Origin of the sequence: Cupriavidus lacunae, from assembly GCF_003353055.1 — a bacterium.
GTDB classification, from domain to species: Bacteria; Pseudomonadota; Gammaproteobacteria; order Burkholderiales; family Burkholderiaceae; genus Cupriavidus; species Cupriavidus lacunae.
In genome coordinates this window covers 18,639-37,001 of record NZ_QKWJ01000043.1, presented here as the reverse complement: position 1 = coordinate 37,001, position 18,363 = coordinate 18,639, and the positions used below count along the sequence as shown (strand labels likewise).

Below are 18,363 nucleotides of genomic sequence, written 5' to 3'. Positions count from 1 at the left end.
AGCACCTCTCGATGTTCAAGCGCAAGGCTGCTCCCCTATTACCGGAAGTCATGTCGCGGCACAGGCGAGGCAACTCACGGCGCCACAACGAACACATCCGTCCGATTCGCCATATTCCCGGAGTTCGTCTGCACAAAGAAGGGCACGAAGGCCGTGCCCCTCGCCGGCAGCCCTTCATAGTCCCCGACAAAGAAGCCCTCTGCGTTCGGGGCAGTCTTCATATCAAAGGAACCGGACAGGTGCACCTCGGCGCCAAAGGATGCGCCGCCGTTGCCTGATGTGGTAAGCCAGTAATCGGTGGGCAATGTGGTCGTATTGCTGGCGGCCAGGTTGCGGAAGTCGTAGTAGGTAACAGCGACTGTTCCCGCGGAATTGACGCGCACGGACGGATTGAAAGCTGGACGACCGGAGGGGGTATTTACGCGTATCGGAGCGCTCCACATCTGGCCACCATCGCTTGAAGTCGACATAGCGATCTCATCGTAGTGTCCGCCATTAAAGCGTGAGTCCTGCCAAACCACGTAGAGTTGCCCCGTCGCAGGGTCGATGGCAGGCTCGGGGATGATGTCCCCGGTTCGCACCGGCTCGCCGGTATTGGGATCCGTCACGCCCACCGTGCGCATGTCAGCAATGATCCTTGGTTTGGTCCAAGTGGCGCCGTCATCGGCCGACATGATGACGGCGACCTTGGACGCGGTGACGTTGAATGGCGGGCTGATCAGGTTGAAGAAGTTGTACAGCGTGCCCGTCTGTGCGTTAACGACAATCTGGTTGCCAATGGTTTGCTGTCGCGAAGGCGTCTTCACGATCACCTTCGGCGGGCTCCAGGTGCGGCCGCCATCTGTAGTTTTCGAGAACATTGCCGGTCCGCGGAAGGCTGCCGTGTGTAGATTGGCGTATGGGTTGCCATTCGGCAATTCGAGGCGATCCCATACCGCGTAGGCGACACCAGGGGTGACAGGGTTCGCCGTCACCGATTCCTTATCATTGAAGAACTGCGAAGTGGGCTCGTTGTCGGCAATGATGGCGCTCAAGTTCTGCCAGCTCTGGCCGCCATCGCGGGATACTGCAGCCCCGACCGCATTGCTGTTGTTGGAGCGATTGAACGAGATCGAGACCGCATAGGCAGTTCCGTCAGGCCCGATCGACACCCAGGGGTCGGAAGCTCTCTCGTACCCAAGGCCGTTGGCGCATGCGCTGAAGGGCAGCGGTGTCTGTCGCCAGGTCTTACCGCTGTCGAATGAGAACCCGGCAACCAGGCCCCGCGCGCCGCCATCCGACCAGCGGTCCTGCTGCCAGACCCCTATGAAGTTGGTCGGCTCATTGGGGTTGACGGCCAGATAGGGCTCCACCTCGGCATTCAGAAAATTCGTTCCGGTGACAGCGCCAATGTTGCTGCAGGTGGCAAAGGGGCTGGGGCCGGAAACGAGGGTGGCGGCCTGGCCCGAGAACGCCGTGCAGAGAGCCGCTCCGCCCAAGAGCAAGGATACCTTGTTATTGCGATGCATGATGGTCTCCTCCCTATGCGGATGACTGGGATCAGATTAGGACATTTACATCTCCCTGGAGAATTGACGAATTGTTAATTCTGATTGACAAGCGGTTTTCTGGCGTCCGCACGGCTTTCCAAACACCGACATCAGATCCACTGGCCATTACGTTCGTAGAACCGGACCGAAGCGGGCATGCGGAGGGGGAAGCGAAATACCCACGGATGGTGAAGCGCTTCACTCGCGTCGGGCTTGATGCGCTTGTCGTAGCGCAGATTAAAAGTGTCACGGCACGAGTCTCGGCAAATCAGGCCAGTAGCGGGTCCGCGTGTACAACGGCCAATGACCGCTCCCAGTAATTTGAGTCGTCGGGCGGCGTTACGTCGAAAAAGGAAGTTGCCTGACAAATTGCAGACGACCCAGCGCGAGCGAATGGCCGCCTGACTTTTGAGAACGGCCGTTGCCGTCGCGGCGATCCGAATGACGGCGAGGGGTCGGTCAGAGACGGTCGCGGTTTCGCGGCGGCTATCGGACCGAGATCGGCCATCTGCAGCCGCTGGCCCCGCTTCGACACGGACATTCGAATGTCGGATATACGCATAAGAGACGTTCACACTCCGACGGCGCTCGTCAGGGCCGTCAAGGCTCGCATCATGTACCTCCCCTCGTCATGGGCGACATTGCTTCTCTGGCGATGCAGCGTTGCGCGGTTGCTTCGGTGAGGCGGTCATCCCCAAACGGGCTACCACCGGCCGGTCTCGGCGATCCCTCTTCCATCGCGATTTGGTGCAGAGCGCGGGAGTTCCGCCGGGTCACTGAAAAGGCGGAGCGGTAAGGAAGCATAGTCTCTCCTATCCTCCTTTTGACACTCCTCGGGAACCTTCCGAATATAAATGGCATCGACCCGGTTTTCGAATTCGGAACGAATCTGTTGGTACGCCTCGGGATCCCTCTCCGCAGAATCTCCGACCAAGATGACATGGCGATCGGGAAAGCGTTGCATCAGAGCACGAATTTTTTCAATTTTGAAATCTCTTATCCGGTCTTTGCTTTGATCCGTGAGTTCCTGCAAGCCAGCCTGGATATTCGGGATATCAATCGATCGCATGTCCCAGGTGAAAACTGGAAAATTCTTCGCAATGACAAACTCCGCAAGCGGCTCATTGAGTTGCCATGGACCGGCTGACACGACGTGAAAGTGGATCCCGGGACCGTATGTCGTCTCCCATGATCGATAAAGGTCAGCCATGCCTGGTACATCTCTGAACTCATTCGAGAAGGTATTGGCAAGCATTTTGTCCCTGTCCAGCACGCATGTTTGCTTGATTGTGTCGTCCATGTCCGTCACAACGGTCAGTCCCTTGTCCGGAACCAATACGACGGTTCCCGTAAATCGCTCTTGATTTCCACCGGCGGGCAAGGATTCGAATGTGATCACTCCTTCCTTCGCAAACGACTTCGCCTCGGCGTCCGTCATCAGGACCTTGCCACTGAAGTAGCCGGCAGCATCGGAAGGCGGTAGTCGTACTGATTTCCCCCCTATTTCGACGGTCACTACAGCATTACCTTGACTATCGGATAGAAAAAGTCCCGCGCGCCGTCTGTAGATTTCCGGATCCCCGCTGGGATGTACGCGCAGTGCGAACGCCTTGACCAGACCCTGGCGGAACTGGCTTGCTTCCGCAGGTTCGTAGATGCGGCCCTGAATTTGCAAAAGCCACTGGCTTTCATTCACCTTGCTTGCCATGGACGGGAAGAAACGGACCACCTGGCCCGCCTGTGGTCCATCGGTTGGCGTGCCAGAGAAGGTGGTTGCACAGGACGTCAGCGCAAAGGACGCCACCAGCAGAAGGGGTGCAAGCTTCATATCGATTCTCCTGAGGACAGCATTCCTTCCCATGGCTAACGTGCTCTCAACTTGTTCTAGACCATAGAGATTCGACCATCAAACAGAAGGTGTTGTCATTCTGTAGTGGTCGACACCGAATGGTGTCGTCGGTCGGTGCATTGGGCTGCTCAGAAGTGCCCGCTGAAGGGTCGGTCGAGTCCACAACGCAGCATTGACCCGGCAGATGGGCTGGCATCGCAAGTGTTTTGGGCGAGGAGGATCTCTTCTTGATGTGCTTTCCAGAACCTCGCGGGAACCCTGGCCGCGGACGTCATCGACGTTGAGACGAATGGCGTGACTCCGGCCTGCTCGCAGCCGAAGATTTCCTCGCCGCTGAAGTATTTGCCGTTGGCCTGGATTTCGCCCACAGCAAGGATCAGAATGCAGTCTATGTGCAGTTGGGGAGCGCGTGGCACTAGATGCCGGACAGGGGGGTGGCAAGGCTTGCCAGAGTCGACGTCAATTGGCATCGCCGCCAACTAGAGCGACGCACAAGCGCGACGGACTATCTATCAAGGGGTCGGCAAGCGACGACCGAGGCAGGCCCTGCGGTCGCCTTCCGGGCATCTCCGGCCGCTCATCCACGCCGTTGCACGGACATTAGGACGTCGGCTTCGCCTAGGTAGCGGTCTTCCGTTGGCCAATGCCCCCGGCGGGGCATCGGCCAAAGCAGCAGCCGTGCACGCGTGGGCGCTCGACGATGATAGGTGTCATGCCGCACGTCTTTTATTGGCGCGTGTTCGATGGATTTGACGGCATGATCCCGCTCTGCGTGCGTGTGGTCATGTCCGGCAGTGCCGATGGCGATGCAGCGAGCATGGCTTAGGATGGCTGCCGACCGCAGCCTCCATATGGTTGACCCAATGCCCCACTGTCGCCTCGTGCAAAACCGCGTTGACGTTCGAGCAGACTACGTCGTATCAGGAGAGAAACACCCTGAATAAAAATTAGCTCTGGTGTGAACGACTTTTACTTGCCTTTTAGCTGGACAAAATCTAAAGGTTATTATTGTTTTCACGATTTCTTTCGGCTAGTGCACGGTGTTCGCAAGGTAATGGTCCGCCCGAAGAATCTCTATCGCTTTCAATCGCTACTCACAGTCTAGGGTTGGTCCGGTAGTACTAGAGGCACGGAAGCAAGCGTTGCCGACCAGCCGCAAGTGTAGGTTGAATTGGCCAATAGGAGGAGTGGGCAATGAAGGCGCTTGCCGTGCTCGTCGAGTATCTCGTGATTGGTGCTGTTGCGGCGCTGTGGCTCGTTCCAGCGTTTTTGCAGTCATCTTTCTTCACTAGGTTTGCGAGCAAAGACCTGCTTGGCTTCGCAATAGCGGCGCTGATTCCTTCCTTCTATGTTGTTGGCATGATCTGCGATCTGCTTGGGTATCACGCAACGCACTGGCTCAAGAAACGGATTGAACGGGTGCATGGAGCACGTAGAAGTTCTCAGCTACTTCACGTATTTGCCATTTGCAATGAGCCAGATCTCGCGAAGGAAATGGATATACGCAGTACTAGAGATCGAGTGGCTCGTGGCGCCATGGTGGCAATAATACCACTTCTATTCACCGATTGACTCGTTACCTTGGTGGCAAACACGTTTTCTGGCATTACTCGTCTTCGCCGCACTTGCCGCACTTTGGTATTAGATTTCAGAAGCTTTCGGCAAAGTACGAAAAGTATGTCGAGTCAGCGATTGAATCAAAACGTACTGCTGGAGCTTGCATGAACCAAGTCGATGAACGCGCCGCAGTAGCCGAGAGAATCCGGGAGTCGATTCGTTCTGGCTCCATTGAAACAGCAAGCCGTATCACGCATTACTGAATGCAGCACGTGGCTCTGCCGAGGCGGGGCCAATGATCCGTTCAACAACGCTGCTGAGTACGAGCAAACATGCGAACTGGTCAGGATTCATCTACTACGCACAATGATTGACGCGTTTGAAGCTCGAAGCAAGGCTCAAAACAGATGGGTTCTATTCTTCGCATTCGCGGCAATAATCGCTACACTTATGCCGCACTTCATCCCTGTGCCGTCACGACCTCAATCCAAGCAAGAGTCCACGGAATTAACTTCAACCACAATTCCAGAATCATCACCAAGACAGATGTAAATCAACATAGCTGCCCACTCCGACCCAGGCCTCTTCTGGTGAAGCGAACGCCTCCATACCTAGTGCGGCGTCTAAATGGGGCAGTGCATTCTTCGCCCCCAAAACCAGTGATCCTAACCCTTTCATCGAGCAGGGTCTCCGGGTGCTGCTCTTGTCCCGTGTTAACCGTATCGGTGGCCGCATAGGGGGCGGATAATTCATCAGTGTTTTCGGACGCGCGGGCGTCCATGTCACGGTGCTTGATCACCTTCGGTGCGATGCTGCGACCGCCTGGAAAGGCCGAGAAGTTGCCGAACAAAGTTCGGAAGGGGACGACCGATACCCCTGAAACCCGCCGTTCGCCGGATGAGGTGTGCTATGGCCGAGAAGGGTCGACTGCGGAAGCTCCGAAGATCAAAAGGGCCAGCGGGTCCGCGGTTCGCGATGGACTTCCGCATTCGAGCCATCTTGTGCCGTTCGCTTTCGGGCTCGGTTGGCCATTCAAGCGGCCGCCTCGCATCAAAGAACGGACATTCGTGCCCGGATCGCGTCGGACGGCCCACCAGCCGATCCGGTCAACCCAAATTCGGTCACTTGTAATATTTTTTCGCGTGCTCCAGTGTGAAGGCAGCCACCAGCCCATTGTGGGATCGTGAAGCCCCCCGCCAAGCCGACGTCCTCAACCCGCTGAGCCGCTGCGGCATCTGGCCGCACTAGCGGTTCCGGCATGACCAATCAAGCCAAATTCGAATCCATCCACGCGGGATCAACGCTCGACGGCCAATATCCGTGGCATTCCGCGCCGAGGCTGCAACGCAGTAAGCAGCGCCGGCAGTGGCTAGCGATGCGTCCGATCCCTGAGCCAGTTGTTCGCTGCGTACAGTGAAAAGGATCGCACTACTCCCGTACGTACCTTTTGCCAACAATCGTCAGGATGCGCGCAGTTCACGTACGCCCTTGCCCAGTCTCCGGCGCAGCAGCGTGCGCAGCGTCACCCCATCCGCGTAGCCAACCTGTTCGGCGATTCGATCGACGCTGTCTTTGCTGGTCTTCAGCAAATGAACGGCACGCTCGATCCGCAGCGTTTGAATGTATTCGATCGGCGTCTTGCCGAGCACTTCATTCAGGCGTCGCGTCAATGTCCGCTTGCTGGTTGCCAGCGCTTCGGCGGCCGAATCGAGCGTGATCGCCGTGTCGAGGTGGTCGCGCACCCAGCGGTCGAAACGCTCGACCAGCGGGTCCGAATGGCTGAGGTGATCGGTGATCGCATAGGCGGACTGCGACAGTCGCGTATCGAATACGAGGTACCTGGCAACGAGCGCTGCAAGCTCAGGGCTGTTATTGCGGATCAACCAGAGCGCAAGGTCGAGATGGCTGAGCGCGGCCCCTGCCGTGACTGTTGCGCCGCTGGGGACGATGATTCGATTCGCATCCAGGTGCACGTCCGGGTAGCGCTGCCGGAACAACGGTGTAAGCCACCAGGTCGTCGTTGCTTCGTATCCATTGAGCATGCCGCTTTCTGCCAGCACAAACGTACCCGTACAAGCGGCTGCAATGCGGGCGCCGGCATTCTGCCACGTACGCAAAGCGCCCAACGCATCGAACACGTCGTCCTGGCCAAGCGCAGGCACGAGCTGATCGGCCGTGATTGCGCCGAGCGCCGGTACGACGACCCAATCCGGGCGGGGGGCGTCCGCGATATCGCGGACGGGCACCTGCAGCCCAAGCGCCGTGCGTACTTGTGGCCGCACACCCACCACGGTGATTTCGAAGCCCGGCGTGGCCATCCCTGTTGCGTGCGCAAGTTTGTTGGCTGTCGTCAAGGCATCGAGGACGGAGGTGAGGCCGGTATCGAACACGCCTTCCAGCGCGAGAACAGAAACTCGCATGGCAGGATTGATATCAAAGTTGTCAATCCGGTCAGTGTTTCCCAGCGCGCTCCGTTTGTAAAGTCCCCCTCAACGTGAGCCTCCCGCACGCGGACACTGGAGAAACGAAGATGATCAGGAAAGCACTATTTGTCCGGCTTGAGGCCAAGCCGGGAAAAGAGCAGGCGGTAGCGGACTTTCTTGCCGCCGGCCTGGAAATGACAAATCGGGAGACGACCACGCCGATCTGGTTCGCCCTCAGGCTATCGCCGGCCACGTTCGGCGTGTTCGACGCCTTTGCGAGTGAAGAGGATCGCCAGGCACACCTCGTCGGCAACATGGCCCAGACCCTGATGGCGCGGGTCGACGAGATGCTGGCATGCCCGCCTTCGGTCGAGCAGTTCGACGTTCTAGCCATGAAGAACAAGCTGGCCTGACGTCCTGTCCATAGAACCTGGAGATTCAAATGTTTACGCTGCAAAAGAAGTTTGCGATTGCCATCATGATCGCCATGGGCGGTGCGATGGCTCACGCCGAGTCAAAGCCGGCTGCGAAAGAGAAAGATATCGTTATCGTCCACGGCGCACTGGTGGATGGCTCGGGCTGGCGGGCCGTTTACGACATCCTGTCCAAGGATGGTTACCACGTGACCATGGTGCAAGAGCCGCTCACTGGCCTCACCGAGGACATCGACGCCACCAAGCGCGCTATTGATCAGCAGAAGGGGCCTGTCGTGCTGGTCGGCCATAGCTATGGCGGCTCCGTGATCACGGGCGCAGGCGTCGACCCCAAGGTCAAAATGCTCGTCTATGTCGCCGCACTCCAACCCGATGCAGGGGAAGCCAGCGGTCAACTGCTGTCAAAGTTCGCTCCGCCCAACGATGCCATGCGAGCGACTCCAGACAAGTTCTTCTTCCTCCCCCCAGCGAAATTCCGCGAGACCTATGCATCGGATGTCTCACCGGCGGACGCGCAATTCCTGGCGGACTCGCAGCAGCAACTCGCTGAGAAAGCCCTGGGGGCACCTGTGTCCGTCGCGGCATGGCGGAACAAGCCTAGCTACGCCATTCTGACCACCCAGGACCACGTAGTGAGCCCTCAGCTTCAGCGCTGGATGTATCAACGGTCGGGTGCCAAGGTTACCGAAGTCAACGCAAGCCACGCTGTCTTCATCTCTCAGCCAGCCACGGTTGCTCGAGTGATCGAAACGGCTGCGAATCAGGCGAATTGACCGCTGATCAACCCAGTGAGGGTGCCCGCTCTGGCCCGAAGGCTGACACCTTGGCCAGTCGGCATGCCCCCATGGCCTCGCGCACGCTGGGACATAACCCAAGCGCGGGGCCGTGCGATCAGCACCACGAACCTGCCGCGGAGGTTGCCTTCATGCTTTTACTGATCCTTGCCTACCTCGGGGGTGTATTGACCATCCTTAGTCCGTGCATCCTGCCGGTGCTGCCTTTCGTATTCGCGCGGGCAGACCGCCCGTTCGCGCGCAATGGACTGCCCATGCTGATGGGCATGGCACTCACCTTCGCTGTGGTCGCCACGCTGGCCGCCATTGGCGGCGGCTGGGCCGTCCGCGCCAACCAGTACGGCCGCATCGTCGCCCTGGCCGTGCTCGCCGTGCTTGGCCTTACCTTGCTTTCCAACCAGGTTGCCGAATGGATCAGCCGGCCGCTCGTGGCCCTCGGCAGTTGGCGCGCGGCCATGAATCTCATAGCTTCAAGAGGCTTCTCTTATCGCTCCTGGATGCCCAGACCTCGGCGTCGGGAAGGGGCTGCGATGCAATCGTGACTACAGGCCATTGCTCTGCCATGCGTCGATTGATTTCGACAAACTCTACCTCGTGAGGTGCCAAATCAAAGTGGCTCTTGATGGCAGACACCGGACATACGACCTCGCAGATTGAGCAGTTAATACACACCTCGGCATCGATGACCATGAAATTTGGTCCCTGGTGGAAAGCCTGAACCGGACAAACTTCGATGCAGTCTCCGTGGCGGCAATTGATACAGGGCTCGGTGACGACATACGTCATGGTTTCCTCCGATGAAGCTATGAGGGCTATCCACCTGGATCGCCCTGTCCTCAACCGACTTCAGGACGTTTTGCGGAAGCCCGCCGTACCGAAGAACACATTGGGCTTGCGATAGACAGCAAGCAAGAGGCAGCCTTCATCCGATCGCGTCTCATGCAGCGAACCGGGTTGCCGCCAAACGAATTGGCCGGCGCGGCAGATGCCGTCGTGGTCGTAAAAGGACCCTTCCAGGACATAGCTCTGCTCGATCTCCGGATGCTTATGGAAAGGCAGGACCGCACCCGGTTCCCACTTCAGCAGCACCGTCATCTCGCCCGCTTCGTCATTGCGATACAAGACCTTCATGGAGATCTTCTCGAACTGGGACGGTTCCCATTCGAGCGTGTTCGGATCGATATAGACGGATCCGCCGGCGGTCGGTTCCAGTTTGCCTTTGAGGCGATCGGCAAAGTGCTTGTTCTCGGTCTGAGTTGTCATGACTTGTCTCCTTGGTATGGAAGATGGGAAGAGCGCGCACACGAAGTCTGCGATGCCGCTGTGGATCAATGTAGCCCGAGGTTTCCCAATGGTCAACCACAGAACCACGATTTGTCATGAATGTACCGTTTTATACCCTTATGTTTCCCTCGTTTACCCTTGTTTGGTTGAATATGTTTCCTTTTTGTCTAACATCAACGCGCAGGCAAAGGAAACCCAGTGGCCTCAGGCTACGACGAACAGGAGACAAGGAATGGACATCTACAATTCCGATGCGGCCGGACTAGCCCCCACCGCCCACCCGACAAGCAGCACCAACAGCATGGGGAAGGTGGTGACGGCAAGTGTCATCGGCACCATGGTCGAGTGGTACGATTTTTTGCTTTACGGTACGGCAGCGGCGCTCGTATTCAACAAGCTCTTCTTTCCCGCGCTAGACCCTTTGATGGGCACCCTTGCAGCACTTGGATCGTTTGCCGTGGGGTTCATCGCCCGGCCCCTGGGCGGTGTGATCTTCGGTCATTTCGGCGACAAGATTGGACGGAAGACAATGCTGATGACCACCATGTTTCTCATGGGTGGCGGCACGTTTTCCATTGGATTGCTGCCTACGTACGCACAAATGGGCATCTGGGCGCCCGCGCTGCTGATTCTGCTGCGCATTGTCCAAGGCATCGGAATCGGCGGTGAATGGGGCGGAGCCGCACTGATGGTCATCGAGCACTCGCCGCGCGACAAGCGTGGCTTCTACGGAAGCCTGGTGCAGATGGGTTTCCCGCTGGGGATGCTCGCGTCTACTGGAATCTTTGCCTATCTATCGCGCATGCCTGATGCAGATTTCCTGGCATGGGGATGGCGCATTCCATTCCTGCTCAGTGCTGTACTCGTGGTGCTGGGTTTCTACATCCGACTCAAGGTAACTGAATCGCCCGTGTTTGCTGCGGCATCCGGCGATGGGCAGGAAAATCCAAAGATTCCGCTCTTCGAGGTTCTTACCAAGCATCGGCGCAACCTGCTCATCAGCATTGGACTGAAGGTCTGTGAGGTTGCCTGGGTCTACATTCTGACCGTGTTCGTAGTGGTCTACGGCACGACGGTTCTGCACCTTCCCAAGGCGGTCATCCTGGATGGCGTATTGCTGGGTGCGGGTCTGGAGCTCTTCACGATTCCACTGTTTGGCTGGCTATCTGACCGGTGGGGACGCCGCCCGCTCTATTTCTTGGGCTCGCTCTTTACCATCGCTGCAGCGTATCCGCTCTTTCTAGGCATCCAGACTGGCAATCCCGTCATGATCGCCCTAGCTGTGGCACTCTGCATGAACCTGGGCCACGGATCGATGTATGGACCACAGGCTGCACTGCTGCCCGAGCTCTTTGGCACCAAAATTCGCTACAGCGGCTCGTCACTTGGATGCCAGGTCGCCGCTGGCATCGGCGGCGGGCTAGCCCCCATGTTGGCCACGGCTCTGCTTGCCAGGCAGGGACATTTTGTCGGCGTAGCCATCATGATTGCTGTACTTGGAATCGTGACGCTGATAGCCACGGCGGCTAGCCCCGAAACCCATCGTGACAATCTTTACGACTCCTGAGCAAGAGGTCTCCCCAGATAAGGGGCCGCCATTTTGGGCCGGCTCGCAAATCCGCATACAATCTTCCGTAGGAAACTATACGTTTCCTGAATCCCCCCTTGAACGGACGACCGGATTTGCGAGCCATGTCGGCAAAAGCCTTCCAGAGAAACACGCCCCCTGCCCCAGTTCCCCGAGTCTCCGCGCAGGCGCCGCAGAACACCAGCGCAGGACTGGATGACGAAGAAATCGTGTGCCAGCGATTGCGCATGGCACGGATAGAGCACGGCCTTACCCTGGATGCACTAGCCGAGAAATCCGGCTTCACCAAGGGATACCTTTCCAAGATTGAGAATGGCAAGAAGGCCCCTCCCATCGGCTCGCTCGCCCGTATCGCGCGGGCCATGGGCATGGAGCTTAGCTATTTCTTCACGGATCCTGCTCAGGCAGAGACCACGGCCATCGAAGAGGTCGATCGCCCTGTTTCGGTAGTCCATCACTGGGAACGGAAGCCCGTTGTTCGTGGCGGAAGCGCCTATGGATATGACTACGTGAGCCTCGCCCATAAGAGGCAGCACAAGCTGATGGATCCGTTCATGTTCACATTCCCCTCAGCAACCGATCTGGACTTTTTCTTCGAGCACACTGGAGAAGAGTTCGTCTTCTTGCTTTCTGGCAAGGTGGAATTCGAGTTCAAGCTAAACGGCAAACTCCAGCGCTACGTTCTGGAAGCCGGCGACAGCCTGTATTTCGAATCTGGCACACCTCATCGGGGCCGCGCCCTCGAAGGCGACGCACAGGCCATCGTCGTGGTTACGGAACCCTCAGAACCGAAAGCTGAGTAAGTCAACTTATGTTGACTGTTGGGAAACTTCTCCTAAAATTAGGAAACCTACCAACAGGAGACACCTATGCGCGTTGCCGTCGTCTTATATCCCCATGTTGAGCCCATCGATCTAGCCGTTGTCGGCACCCTTTCGATGGCCAAGCGTGTGACAGACAAGCTGTCCTACTTCACCGTGTCTGAGAATGGCGGCCAGGTGGAGCTGCAAAACGGACTGCGTGTCCAGACCGATTTCTCATTTGCTGACGCCCCTGTGGCTGACGTCATTGTCGTAACGGGCGGACCAGGTTGGCGCAATGAACTCGAGAACACGAAAATGCACGCGTTCCTCAACCATCGCCATGCTCGGGGCGAGGTCATCTCGAGCGTCTGCACTGGGGCGATGATTCTCGGAGCATCGGGGCTACTCGATGGCAAACGCGCGACAACCAAGGCGCCTGTAGCGAGCCCGGAGGAGCGTCCCATCACTACGATGGGACGTCTTTGCTCGACGACAGACGCTGTCGAGGCGCTCGTCGTGGATGAAGGCGATATCGTGACGGGCGGTGGCGTAACACTTGGCATCGATACGACTCTCTACTTGCTGGAGCGATTCCTGGGGGCGCATGTTTGCAACGAGACAGCACGGATCATGGAATACAGTGCAGCGCTCGCAGCGAATCGCCATCGACTATCGATACTTAAAACAGAGGCCATGACCCCTGTTTAACACGCCAGGACGCCGTCGTTGACTGGGACATTGATGGAATCTTGCATACGGAAACAGATAGTGTCGAGAACGGCGCCTGCTCGCAACTGGCCCCCGCTCACCGCTTTCGGGGTCGGCTATTCGCCCGATGCCCACCTGCAGCAGAAATTCGCAAACTCACGCTGTCACGCACAGTTGCCGTGAAACCAATTGGAGAAAAATGATGCTGAATCTTAACGCAATCGCCCTTGCACTGGGCGTCTTGAGCGTGGCGGCAAGCGGGGTTGCCATGTCCGCCACCAACGTCGAAACCAAGCCTTCCGTCGTTATCGTGCATGGGGCATTCGCGGATGGCTCCGACTGGGCGAAGGTTATTCCCCTGTTGCAGGCCAAAGGTATCAAAGTGCAGGCGGTCCAGAACGGACTGAACTCGCTTGGCGAGGACGTCGCCGCAACGCGACGCGCCATCAATAACCAGCCAGGCAAAGTTGTGCTCGTTGGACACTCGTGGGGCGGCACTGTAATTACCGAGGCCGGCAATAGCGATAAGGTGGCATCGTTGGTGTACGTCGCCGCGTTCGCCCCCAGCGCCGGCCAGTCGACCGAGGAAGCTGGTAAAGGTTACCCGCCAGCGCCCGGCATCACGAAGCTTGTCGCAGACTCCGAGGGTTATCTGACACTCCCGGCTAACGCGCTCGCGGAAGATTTCGCCCAGGACGTGCCAACAGCCCAAGCCCGCATCATGGCAGCCACACAGGGCCCGATTCAGTCGAAGGCATTTGGCGAGAAAGTCAGCACAGCAGCCTGGATGACCAAGCCATCCTGGTACATCGTCAGCCAGAAAGATCGCATGATCCAGCCGGAGCTGGAGCTTGCCATGGCGAAGACGATTGGTGCCAAGGTCACAACCTTGCCGACGAGCCACGTCCCTCAGCAGTCGCGTCCGAATGATGTTGCCAAAGTCATTCTCGACGCCGTCCAATCGAGTGGCAAGTGATGACATTTGGTATTCAAGGTGCGTCCTTTCGTTGCACCTTGAATACCAAGGCGTGAGTTCGCGCGCGGATAGGTTTGGTTCCGACAGCAATTGTCAAACATTGCCCCGCTGCCTTCGGTATGAGAACCATCTGCTTCCAGCACACTAATACGTGTTTCAGGGGGAACTCTCAAGTATTGAGTCGTCAGCTAACCGAAGCATTTCGTTGCCTCGAAGGGCTTCCCGTCGCGAAGCATGTAATAGGCTGCACGCACAAGCTTGTGCGCGAGCGCCTTCATCGCGACGACAGGCATGCGCCGAGCTTTCTTGCGTTCATAGACGCGTCTGGCCGGCGGGCAGCTACGCAGAGCGATGCCGGCTGCCTCGATGAAGGCCCAAGCGAGTTGCTCCGGCACCGAGTCGCTGGGTACCCGATGCATCGAGACGGCAACACCGAAACTGGACGAATGGCCGTTGTACTTTGGAAGCCGTCCTCACGGTACAGCGCGCTCGAGTGACCGAGAGGGGCAAAGCGACGGTCGGCACATGGTCGATGGCCGAGTCACGCACTACGTCGGAACTGGAAACGAGACTGTTGCCATAACTGGGCATGCGCGGCTCAGCCGATTTAGCGCTCCGCTGCCCCCAGTTCACGGAACGGCGTATTATCGGTGGCATTCCGCCTGTGACTGCCGGAACGCCTGCGATGACCAACGATCCTCACCTGTCTCCCAAGCTTCACCTGACCGCCGAGCATGGATTCGCCCTACATGAAAGCCGACAGCCCGCTTTTCGCCGAGCATGGCACGTCCACGACTGCGGCATGCTGTTGTGGCCGCGCATGGGCAGGCTCAGGACGGTTTGGAACGATTCGTCCGGCGAGCCAGACGCACTGCATGCGGCTTCGCTGGTGCGCGGTACCGCTGTATTGCTGCATGCGTCGACGTCGCACCTGACGGCATCCGAGCACGGCCTTCAGCAGCACGGGGAACTCTATCTGCCGCCCGATCGCCTGCCCGTGTGCCTACGGTTCGGCGCCATCCACCTGGACGCCGCGACGATCGCGATGCTTGAGGCGCTGCTCGCGCCTACGATCTCATTCACCAGCGCGTCCTGGCTCGTGCGCGCCATCGTGGCGCAGATCATGACGAGCCGGCCGCTGGCGATGCCCGAAGAGCCGGCGTCCGTCGCACTGCGCATGGTCCAGCGCTTCCATGCGGCGCTCGAACGCGACATGCCCTTGCCATCGATCGATACCGTGGCCGGCGAACTGGGCATCTCGATCCGACATTTGCAGCGCGCCTGTCAGATCGAGTTCGGCGCGACGCCCGTGACCGTACGGCGTCGTATTCTGGCCGAGCACGCACGCAAGCTGATTGCAGGAGGCCGGTCCGCCGCCTGCGTCAGCATGGGTCTCGGCTTTGCCTCCGGCGGGCATCTGCACCGGTTGCTGCGCGAGGTGCCGGCGCCGTCGTAGCCGGGCGGCCGACGCCTTCAGGCCGTCATCACAATGGCGTCGACCTCAATCTCCGTCCAAGCCCGGTCCGGTAAGCTGGCCACGCCAAGCGCGCTGCGTGCCGGCAGCGGCTGACCGGGGAATGCTGCGCGCATAACCGCCGAGGCCGCATCGAGCACTGCCGCATGTCGTGTAAAGTCCGGTGCCGCGCGGATGAAGCCACGCAGGCGAACGATCTGGATCACGCGCGACAACTCGCCATCGCAAGCCAGCCGCAGTATGGCCAGTGCATTCAGCACCGATACTTCAGCGGCATGGCGGGCGAGTTCTAGATCATCGTCGCTCCGGCATTGGCCCGCCATGGCCACGCCGTCCCGCCGGCATACCTGACCGGCAATCGACACCCATTGCGATGTGCCGACCTGGATCGCGCAATACGGCGCATAGCTGCCACGTGGACTTGACACTTCGGGCAACGTGAATCCGGCTGCGGCAAGCCGCGCCTCGGGGGAGCTGTCCGTCACGCATCGCTCCAAGTCACGCTGCCGCTGAGCCAGCATCCGTCAGGCTCGCCCGAATCCGTATGGCGCGGCGCCACGAGAATTTCCGAGGGGCTGCCCATGGCATCGCCTTGCCAGACCGCGATGGAAGACACCTTTCCATCAGGGCCAGCCAGTTCACCCGTCTGGTTCAGAAAGCCCCATAAGGCAGCCGCCGCTATGCCGGTGGCGGCATCCTCGGGATAGCCGGACGACTTTGGAAATTGCCGCGCATGGATCACGGGTCGGCCGTCCGCTTTCGATACGCCAAATGCATAGGGATAAAGCCCGGTCGAGCCGATCGATGCGCAAAGCGACTCCATGGTCGAGAAGTCCGGTTGCAAGCTGTCGAGCACCGCCACGGAAGGCAAGGCGATGAGCGTCTTGATGCGACTCGTCGCGGCATTGGTGGCCACATACGTACCGGCTGGAAAACCAAGTTGCGCCGCCACTCGGCCCGATGCCCCGGCGTCCAGCGTCTGGGTACGCACCGCCGGCTGCGAGATCCAAACGGATTGCAGCGCATCGTCCCAATACGCCAGCACGATGCCGCTCAGCGTCTCGATGCGCACCGCCGGGGTCGTCCAGCGGCCCCATTGGCGCAACGCCCACAGCGTGCCCACGGTGGCGTGACCGCACATCTCCATCTCGTGCTGTGGAACGAAGAATCGGAAACGCCAGTCGCAACCGATATCACTCGGCAATACAAATGCGGACTCGTGCCCATATGCAGCAGCAACCCTTCGCATTTCCGGCGCGCTCATGCCACGGGCATCGGAGACCAGCGGCACCGGATTGCCGCCTCGCCCATCGCGTACAAAAACCCGGATCAGACTGACATTACTCACCTGTAGCTCCCACGGAACTGGCAATCTTGCCCCAGTACGGGATGTCTGCTTGAACCGCGGCCTGCAGTGCGGCGGGTGTACCGGGGCGCGCCGTCACACCTTTGCTCGATAGATCGGCCACGACCGCGTTGTCAGAAAGCACCTTGTTCAGTGCTGCATTGAAGCGATCGACGATCGCAGCGGGCGTTCCCTTGGGAAAGGCGATGCCATACCACAGTTGCTGCTCGAAGCCTGGCACGCCCTGGCTGGCGAACGTCGGTACATCGGGCAGCAGTGGTGTCGGAGCGGTCAGGGCAATGGCGGCAATCTTGTGTGCCTTGATGTATGGCGCCAGTCCCACCGGATTGTCGAACATGATTTGCACCTGTCCACCAATTAGATCAGTGTACGCCGGCGCCGCACCGCGATACGGGACGTGAACCATCGGCACGGCGACGAGCTTCTGAAACTGCTCGCCCATCAGGTGCGACACGGTGCCGACACCAACTGAACCGAAGCTGTGCTGCGCCTTGTCGCCCTTCAGTCTGCTGACAAGCGCCTTGGCATCCGCCACCTGCAAGGTGTTGTTGACGGCCAGCACATAAGGCGACGTGCCAATGAATCCGGCATAGGCGAAGTCCTTCGCCGGGTTGTACGTCAGCTTTGGATATAGGGCGACGCTTACCGCGTGCGTGCTCGTCGTGACGACGCCGGCCGTATATCCATCGGCCGCAGCCCGCGCGACATAGGCAGACCCAAGCGTGCCGCCTGCGCCGCTGCGATTGTCGATCACGACGGGGCGGCCGAGCTCACGCTGCAACAGCGGCTGGATGGAGCGAACCACCAGATCGGTACCGCCGCCAGCCGGAAATGGCACGACCACGGTGATCGGCTTTGATGGCCAGGTTTCCGCATACGCGGCGACGCAACTTGCTGCGGCCGCGGCCGCCAGCACGGCGCAGCGGGCCTTGCTCGTTGAAATGGACAGGATGGACATGTGCACTCCGCTTGTTGGAATGCATGGAGTCTACGAAGGTGTTGGGCGGGCTACGAACCGGAATGCGACTTTCAGCCATCCGAAATGCGCATGCGCCGGGGGCTTGGAATGACGACCGGCGCTAGCCGGCAGCGGCCCAACGCCGCTCCGCCCTGGCGCTGCACGCCAGTCCAGCCAATTCTGAAATCCCAGTCCAGCGAACCGGTACGTAGTCCAGCTAATTCCGGTTTCCTACACGACCCGAAACGGTCCTTCGAGGCGTCGGGGGGAACATGCTCGCTTACTGTATATCCATACAGTGTGCGCCGGGAAACCTTGTTCAAGGGGTGCAAGTCCCCGACGTTGTAAGAATTAGCGATTCGCAATGTCCCCGAGTCATGCGTGGCCCGCCGCGAGGCGTGTCGCGAAGCGTTGATTTTCAGGGGTGCTGACAGGCCAGCCATTGAGCCACGAAATGTTATTTAAATTCCCGGGTGCCGACGTACTACTGTATGCGGAAGGCCACATCGCACGGCGCGCTATCGCAAGCGCCGTGGGGACCCGGCGCGGTCTGAGACCCTGGCATGTCAGTACGAACAACACGCGGGAACCGGACGCTTCGCGGCGAAGAACCGGGCCAG

At 59.1% G+C, this 18,363-nt stretch carries 17 protein-coding genes and 2 pseudogenes; 9 read left to right on the top strand and 10 right to left on the bottom strand.

The annotated features are described in order from the left end of the window. Positions 1 to 74: 74 nt before the first annotated feature. The 3 genes from DN412_RS26650 to DN412_RS26640 form a co-directional block, all read right to left on the bottom strand. Positions 75 to 1,508, bottom strand: a complete 1,434-nt coding sequence (locus tag DN412_RS26650) for a sialidase family protein (protein WP_115214330.1) — start codon at positions 1,506 to 1,508, stop codon at positions 75 to 77. Positions 1,509 to 2,232: 724 nt separating this feature from the next. Then, the gene (locus DN412_RS26645; protein ID WP_161564047.1) at positions 2,233 to 3,357 is read right to left on the bottom strand and encodes a phosphatidate phosphatase App1 family protein; all 1,125 of its coding nucleotides are present in this window, start codon (positions 3,355 to 3,357) and stop codon (positions 2,233 to 2,235) included. 149 nt (positions 3,358 to 3,506) lie between these two features. Beyond that, a complete protein-coding gene (locus DN412_RS26640) occupies positions 3,507 to 3,746 on the bottom strand; it encodes a hypothetical protein (protein ID WP_133303087.1) in 240 nt (79 codons plus the stop codon). A gap of 826 nt (positions 3,747 to 4,572) precedes the next feature. Between DN412_RS26640 and DN412_RS26635 the strand changes: the two genes are divergently transcribed. Then, positions 4,573 to 4,950, top strand: coding sequence for a hypothetical protein (locus DN412_RS26635; protein WP_115214327.1), 378 nt, complete (start codon positions 4,573 to 4,575; stop codon positions 4,948 to 4,950). Positions 4,951 to 6,395: 1,445 nt separating this feature from the next. Here DN412_RS26635 and DN412_RS26630 read toward each other — a convergent pair. After that, positions 6,396 to 7,355, bottom strand: a complete 960-nt coding sequence (locus DN412_RS26630; RefSeq protein ID WP_115214326.1) for a GlxA family transcriptional regulator — start codon at positions 7,353 to 7,355, stop codon at positions 6,396 to 6,398. 110 nt (positions 7,356 to 7,465) lie between these two features. On the opposite strand from DN412_RS26630, the gene DN412_RS26625 reads away from it, so the two are divergent. The 3 genes and pseudogenes from DN412_RS26625 to DN412_RS26615 all read left to right on the top strand — a co-directional run. Next, the gene (locus DN412_RS26625) at positions 7,466 to 7,771 is read left to right on the top strand and encodes a putative quinol monooxygenase (protein WP_115214325.1); all 306 of its coding nucleotides are present in this window, start codon (positions 7,466 to 7,468) and stop codon (positions 7,769 to 7,771) included. A 29-nt stretch (positions 7,772 to 7,800) separates the two neighbouring features. After that, a complete protein-coding gene (locus DN412_RS26620) occupies positions 7,801 to 8,565 on the top strand; it encodes an alpha/beta hydrolase (protein ID WP_039014769.1) in 765 nt (254 codons plus the stop codon). Positions 8,566 to 8,717: 152 nt separating this feature from the next. Further along, positions 8,718 to 9,029 (top strand): annotated as a pseudogene (locus DN412_RS26615) (cytochrome c biogenesis CcdA family protein); the annotation flags it as partial. A gap of 19 nt (positions 9,030 to 9,048) precedes the next feature. On the opposite strand, the gene DN412_RS26610 reads toward DN412_RS26615, so the two are convergent. Beyond that, positions 9,049 to 9,372 carry a DUF3470 domain-containing protein gene (locus tag DN412_RS26610; protein ID WP_115214324.1) on the bottom strand — a complete coding sequence of 108 codons (324 nt, stop codon included), beginning with the start codon at positions 9,370 to 9,372 and terminating at the stop codon, positions 9,049 to 9,051. 60 nt (positions 9,373 to 9,432) lie between these two features. Continuing rightward, positions 9,433 to 9,849, bottom strand: coding sequence for a cupin domain-containing protein (locus tag DN412_RS26605; protein WP_115214323.1), 417 nt, complete (start codon positions 9,847 to 9,849; stop codon positions 9,433 to 9,435). A gap of 253 nt (positions 9,850 to 10,102) precedes the next feature. Here DN412_RS26605 and DN412_RS26600 point away from each other — a divergent pair, with 253 nt between their 5' ends. The 4 genes from DN412_RS26600 (at position 10,103) to DN412_RS26585 (ending at position 13,945) form a co-directional block, all read left to right on the top strand. Continuing rightward, a complete protein-coding gene (locus DN412_RS26600) occupies positions 10,103 to 11,437 on the top strand; it encodes an MFS transporter (RefSeq protein ID WP_115214322.1) in 1,335 nt (444 codons plus the stop codon). Positions 11,438 to 11,562: 125 nt separating this feature from the next. Then, positions 11,563 to 12,261, top strand: coding sequence for a helix-turn-helix domain-containing protein (locus DN412_RS26595; RefSeq protein ID WP_167471133.1), 699 nt, complete (start codon positions 11,563 to 11,565; stop codon positions 12,259 to 12,261). 66 nt (positions 12,262 to 12,327) lie between these two features. Beyond that, on the top strand, positions 12,328 to 12,969 hold the full coding sequence (locus DN412_RS26590; protein WP_115214321.1) for a DJ-1/PfpI family protein: 642 nt from the start codon (positions 12,328 to 12,330) through the stop codon (positions 12,967 to 12,969). A 199-nt stretch (positions 12,970 to 13,168) separates the two neighbouring features. Beyond that, the gene (locus tag DN412_RS26585; protein ID WP_115214320.1) at positions 13,169 to 13,945 is read left to right on the top strand and encodes an alpha/beta fold hydrolase; all 777 of its coding nucleotides are present in this window, start codon (positions 13,169 to 13,171) and stop codon (positions 13,943 to 13,945) included. 188 nt (positions 13,946 to 14,133) lie between these two features. Here DN412_RS26585 and DN412_RS45950 read toward each other — a convergent pair. Continuing rightward, positions 14,134 to 14,328 (bottom strand): annotated as a pseudogene (locus tag DN412_RS45950) (IS110 family RNA-guided transposase); the annotation flags it as partial. A gap of 302 nt (positions 14,329 to 14,630) precedes the next feature. Between DN412_RS45950 and DN412_RS26575 the strand changes: the two are divergent. Continuing rightward, positions 14,631 to 15,401, top strand: coding sequence for an AraC family transcriptional regulator (locus DN412_RS26575; protein ID WP_115214319.1), 771 nt, complete (start codon positions 14,631 to 14,633; stop codon positions 15,399 to 15,401). 17 nt (positions 15,402 to 15,418) lie between these two features. Here DN412_RS26575 and DN412_RS26570 read toward each other — a convergent pair whose 3' ends face one another. Genes DN412_RS26570 through DN412_RS26560 form a run of 3 tightly spaced genes read right to left on the bottom strand, consistent with a single transcriptional unit; the run spans position 15,419 to position 17,743 of the window. Beyond that, a complete protein-coding gene (locus tag DN412_RS26570; protein WP_244222789.1) occupies positions 15,419 to 15,916 on the bottom strand; it encodes a RidA family protein in 498 nt (165 codons plus the stop codon). Then, on the bottom strand, positions 15,901 to 16,767 hold the full coding sequence (locus DN412_RS26565) for a PhzF family phenazine biosynthesis protein (protein ID WP_115214317.1): 867 nt from the start codon (positions 16,765 to 16,767) through the stop codon (positions 15,901 to 15,903). The genes DN412_RS26570 and DN412_RS26565 overlap by 16 nt, the downstream gene beginning before the upstream one ends. Beyond that, positions 16,760 to 17,743 carry a Bug family tripartite tricarboxylate transporter substrate binding protein gene (locus DN412_RS26560; protein ID WP_115214316.1) on the bottom strand — a complete coding sequence of 328 codons (984 nt, stop codon included), beginning with the start codon at positions 17,741 to 17,743 and terminating at the stop codon, positions 16,760 to 16,762. The genes DN412_RS26565 and DN412_RS26560 overlap by 8 nt, the downstream gene beginning before the upstream one ends. Positions 17,744 to 18,363 lie beyond the last annotated feature (620 nt).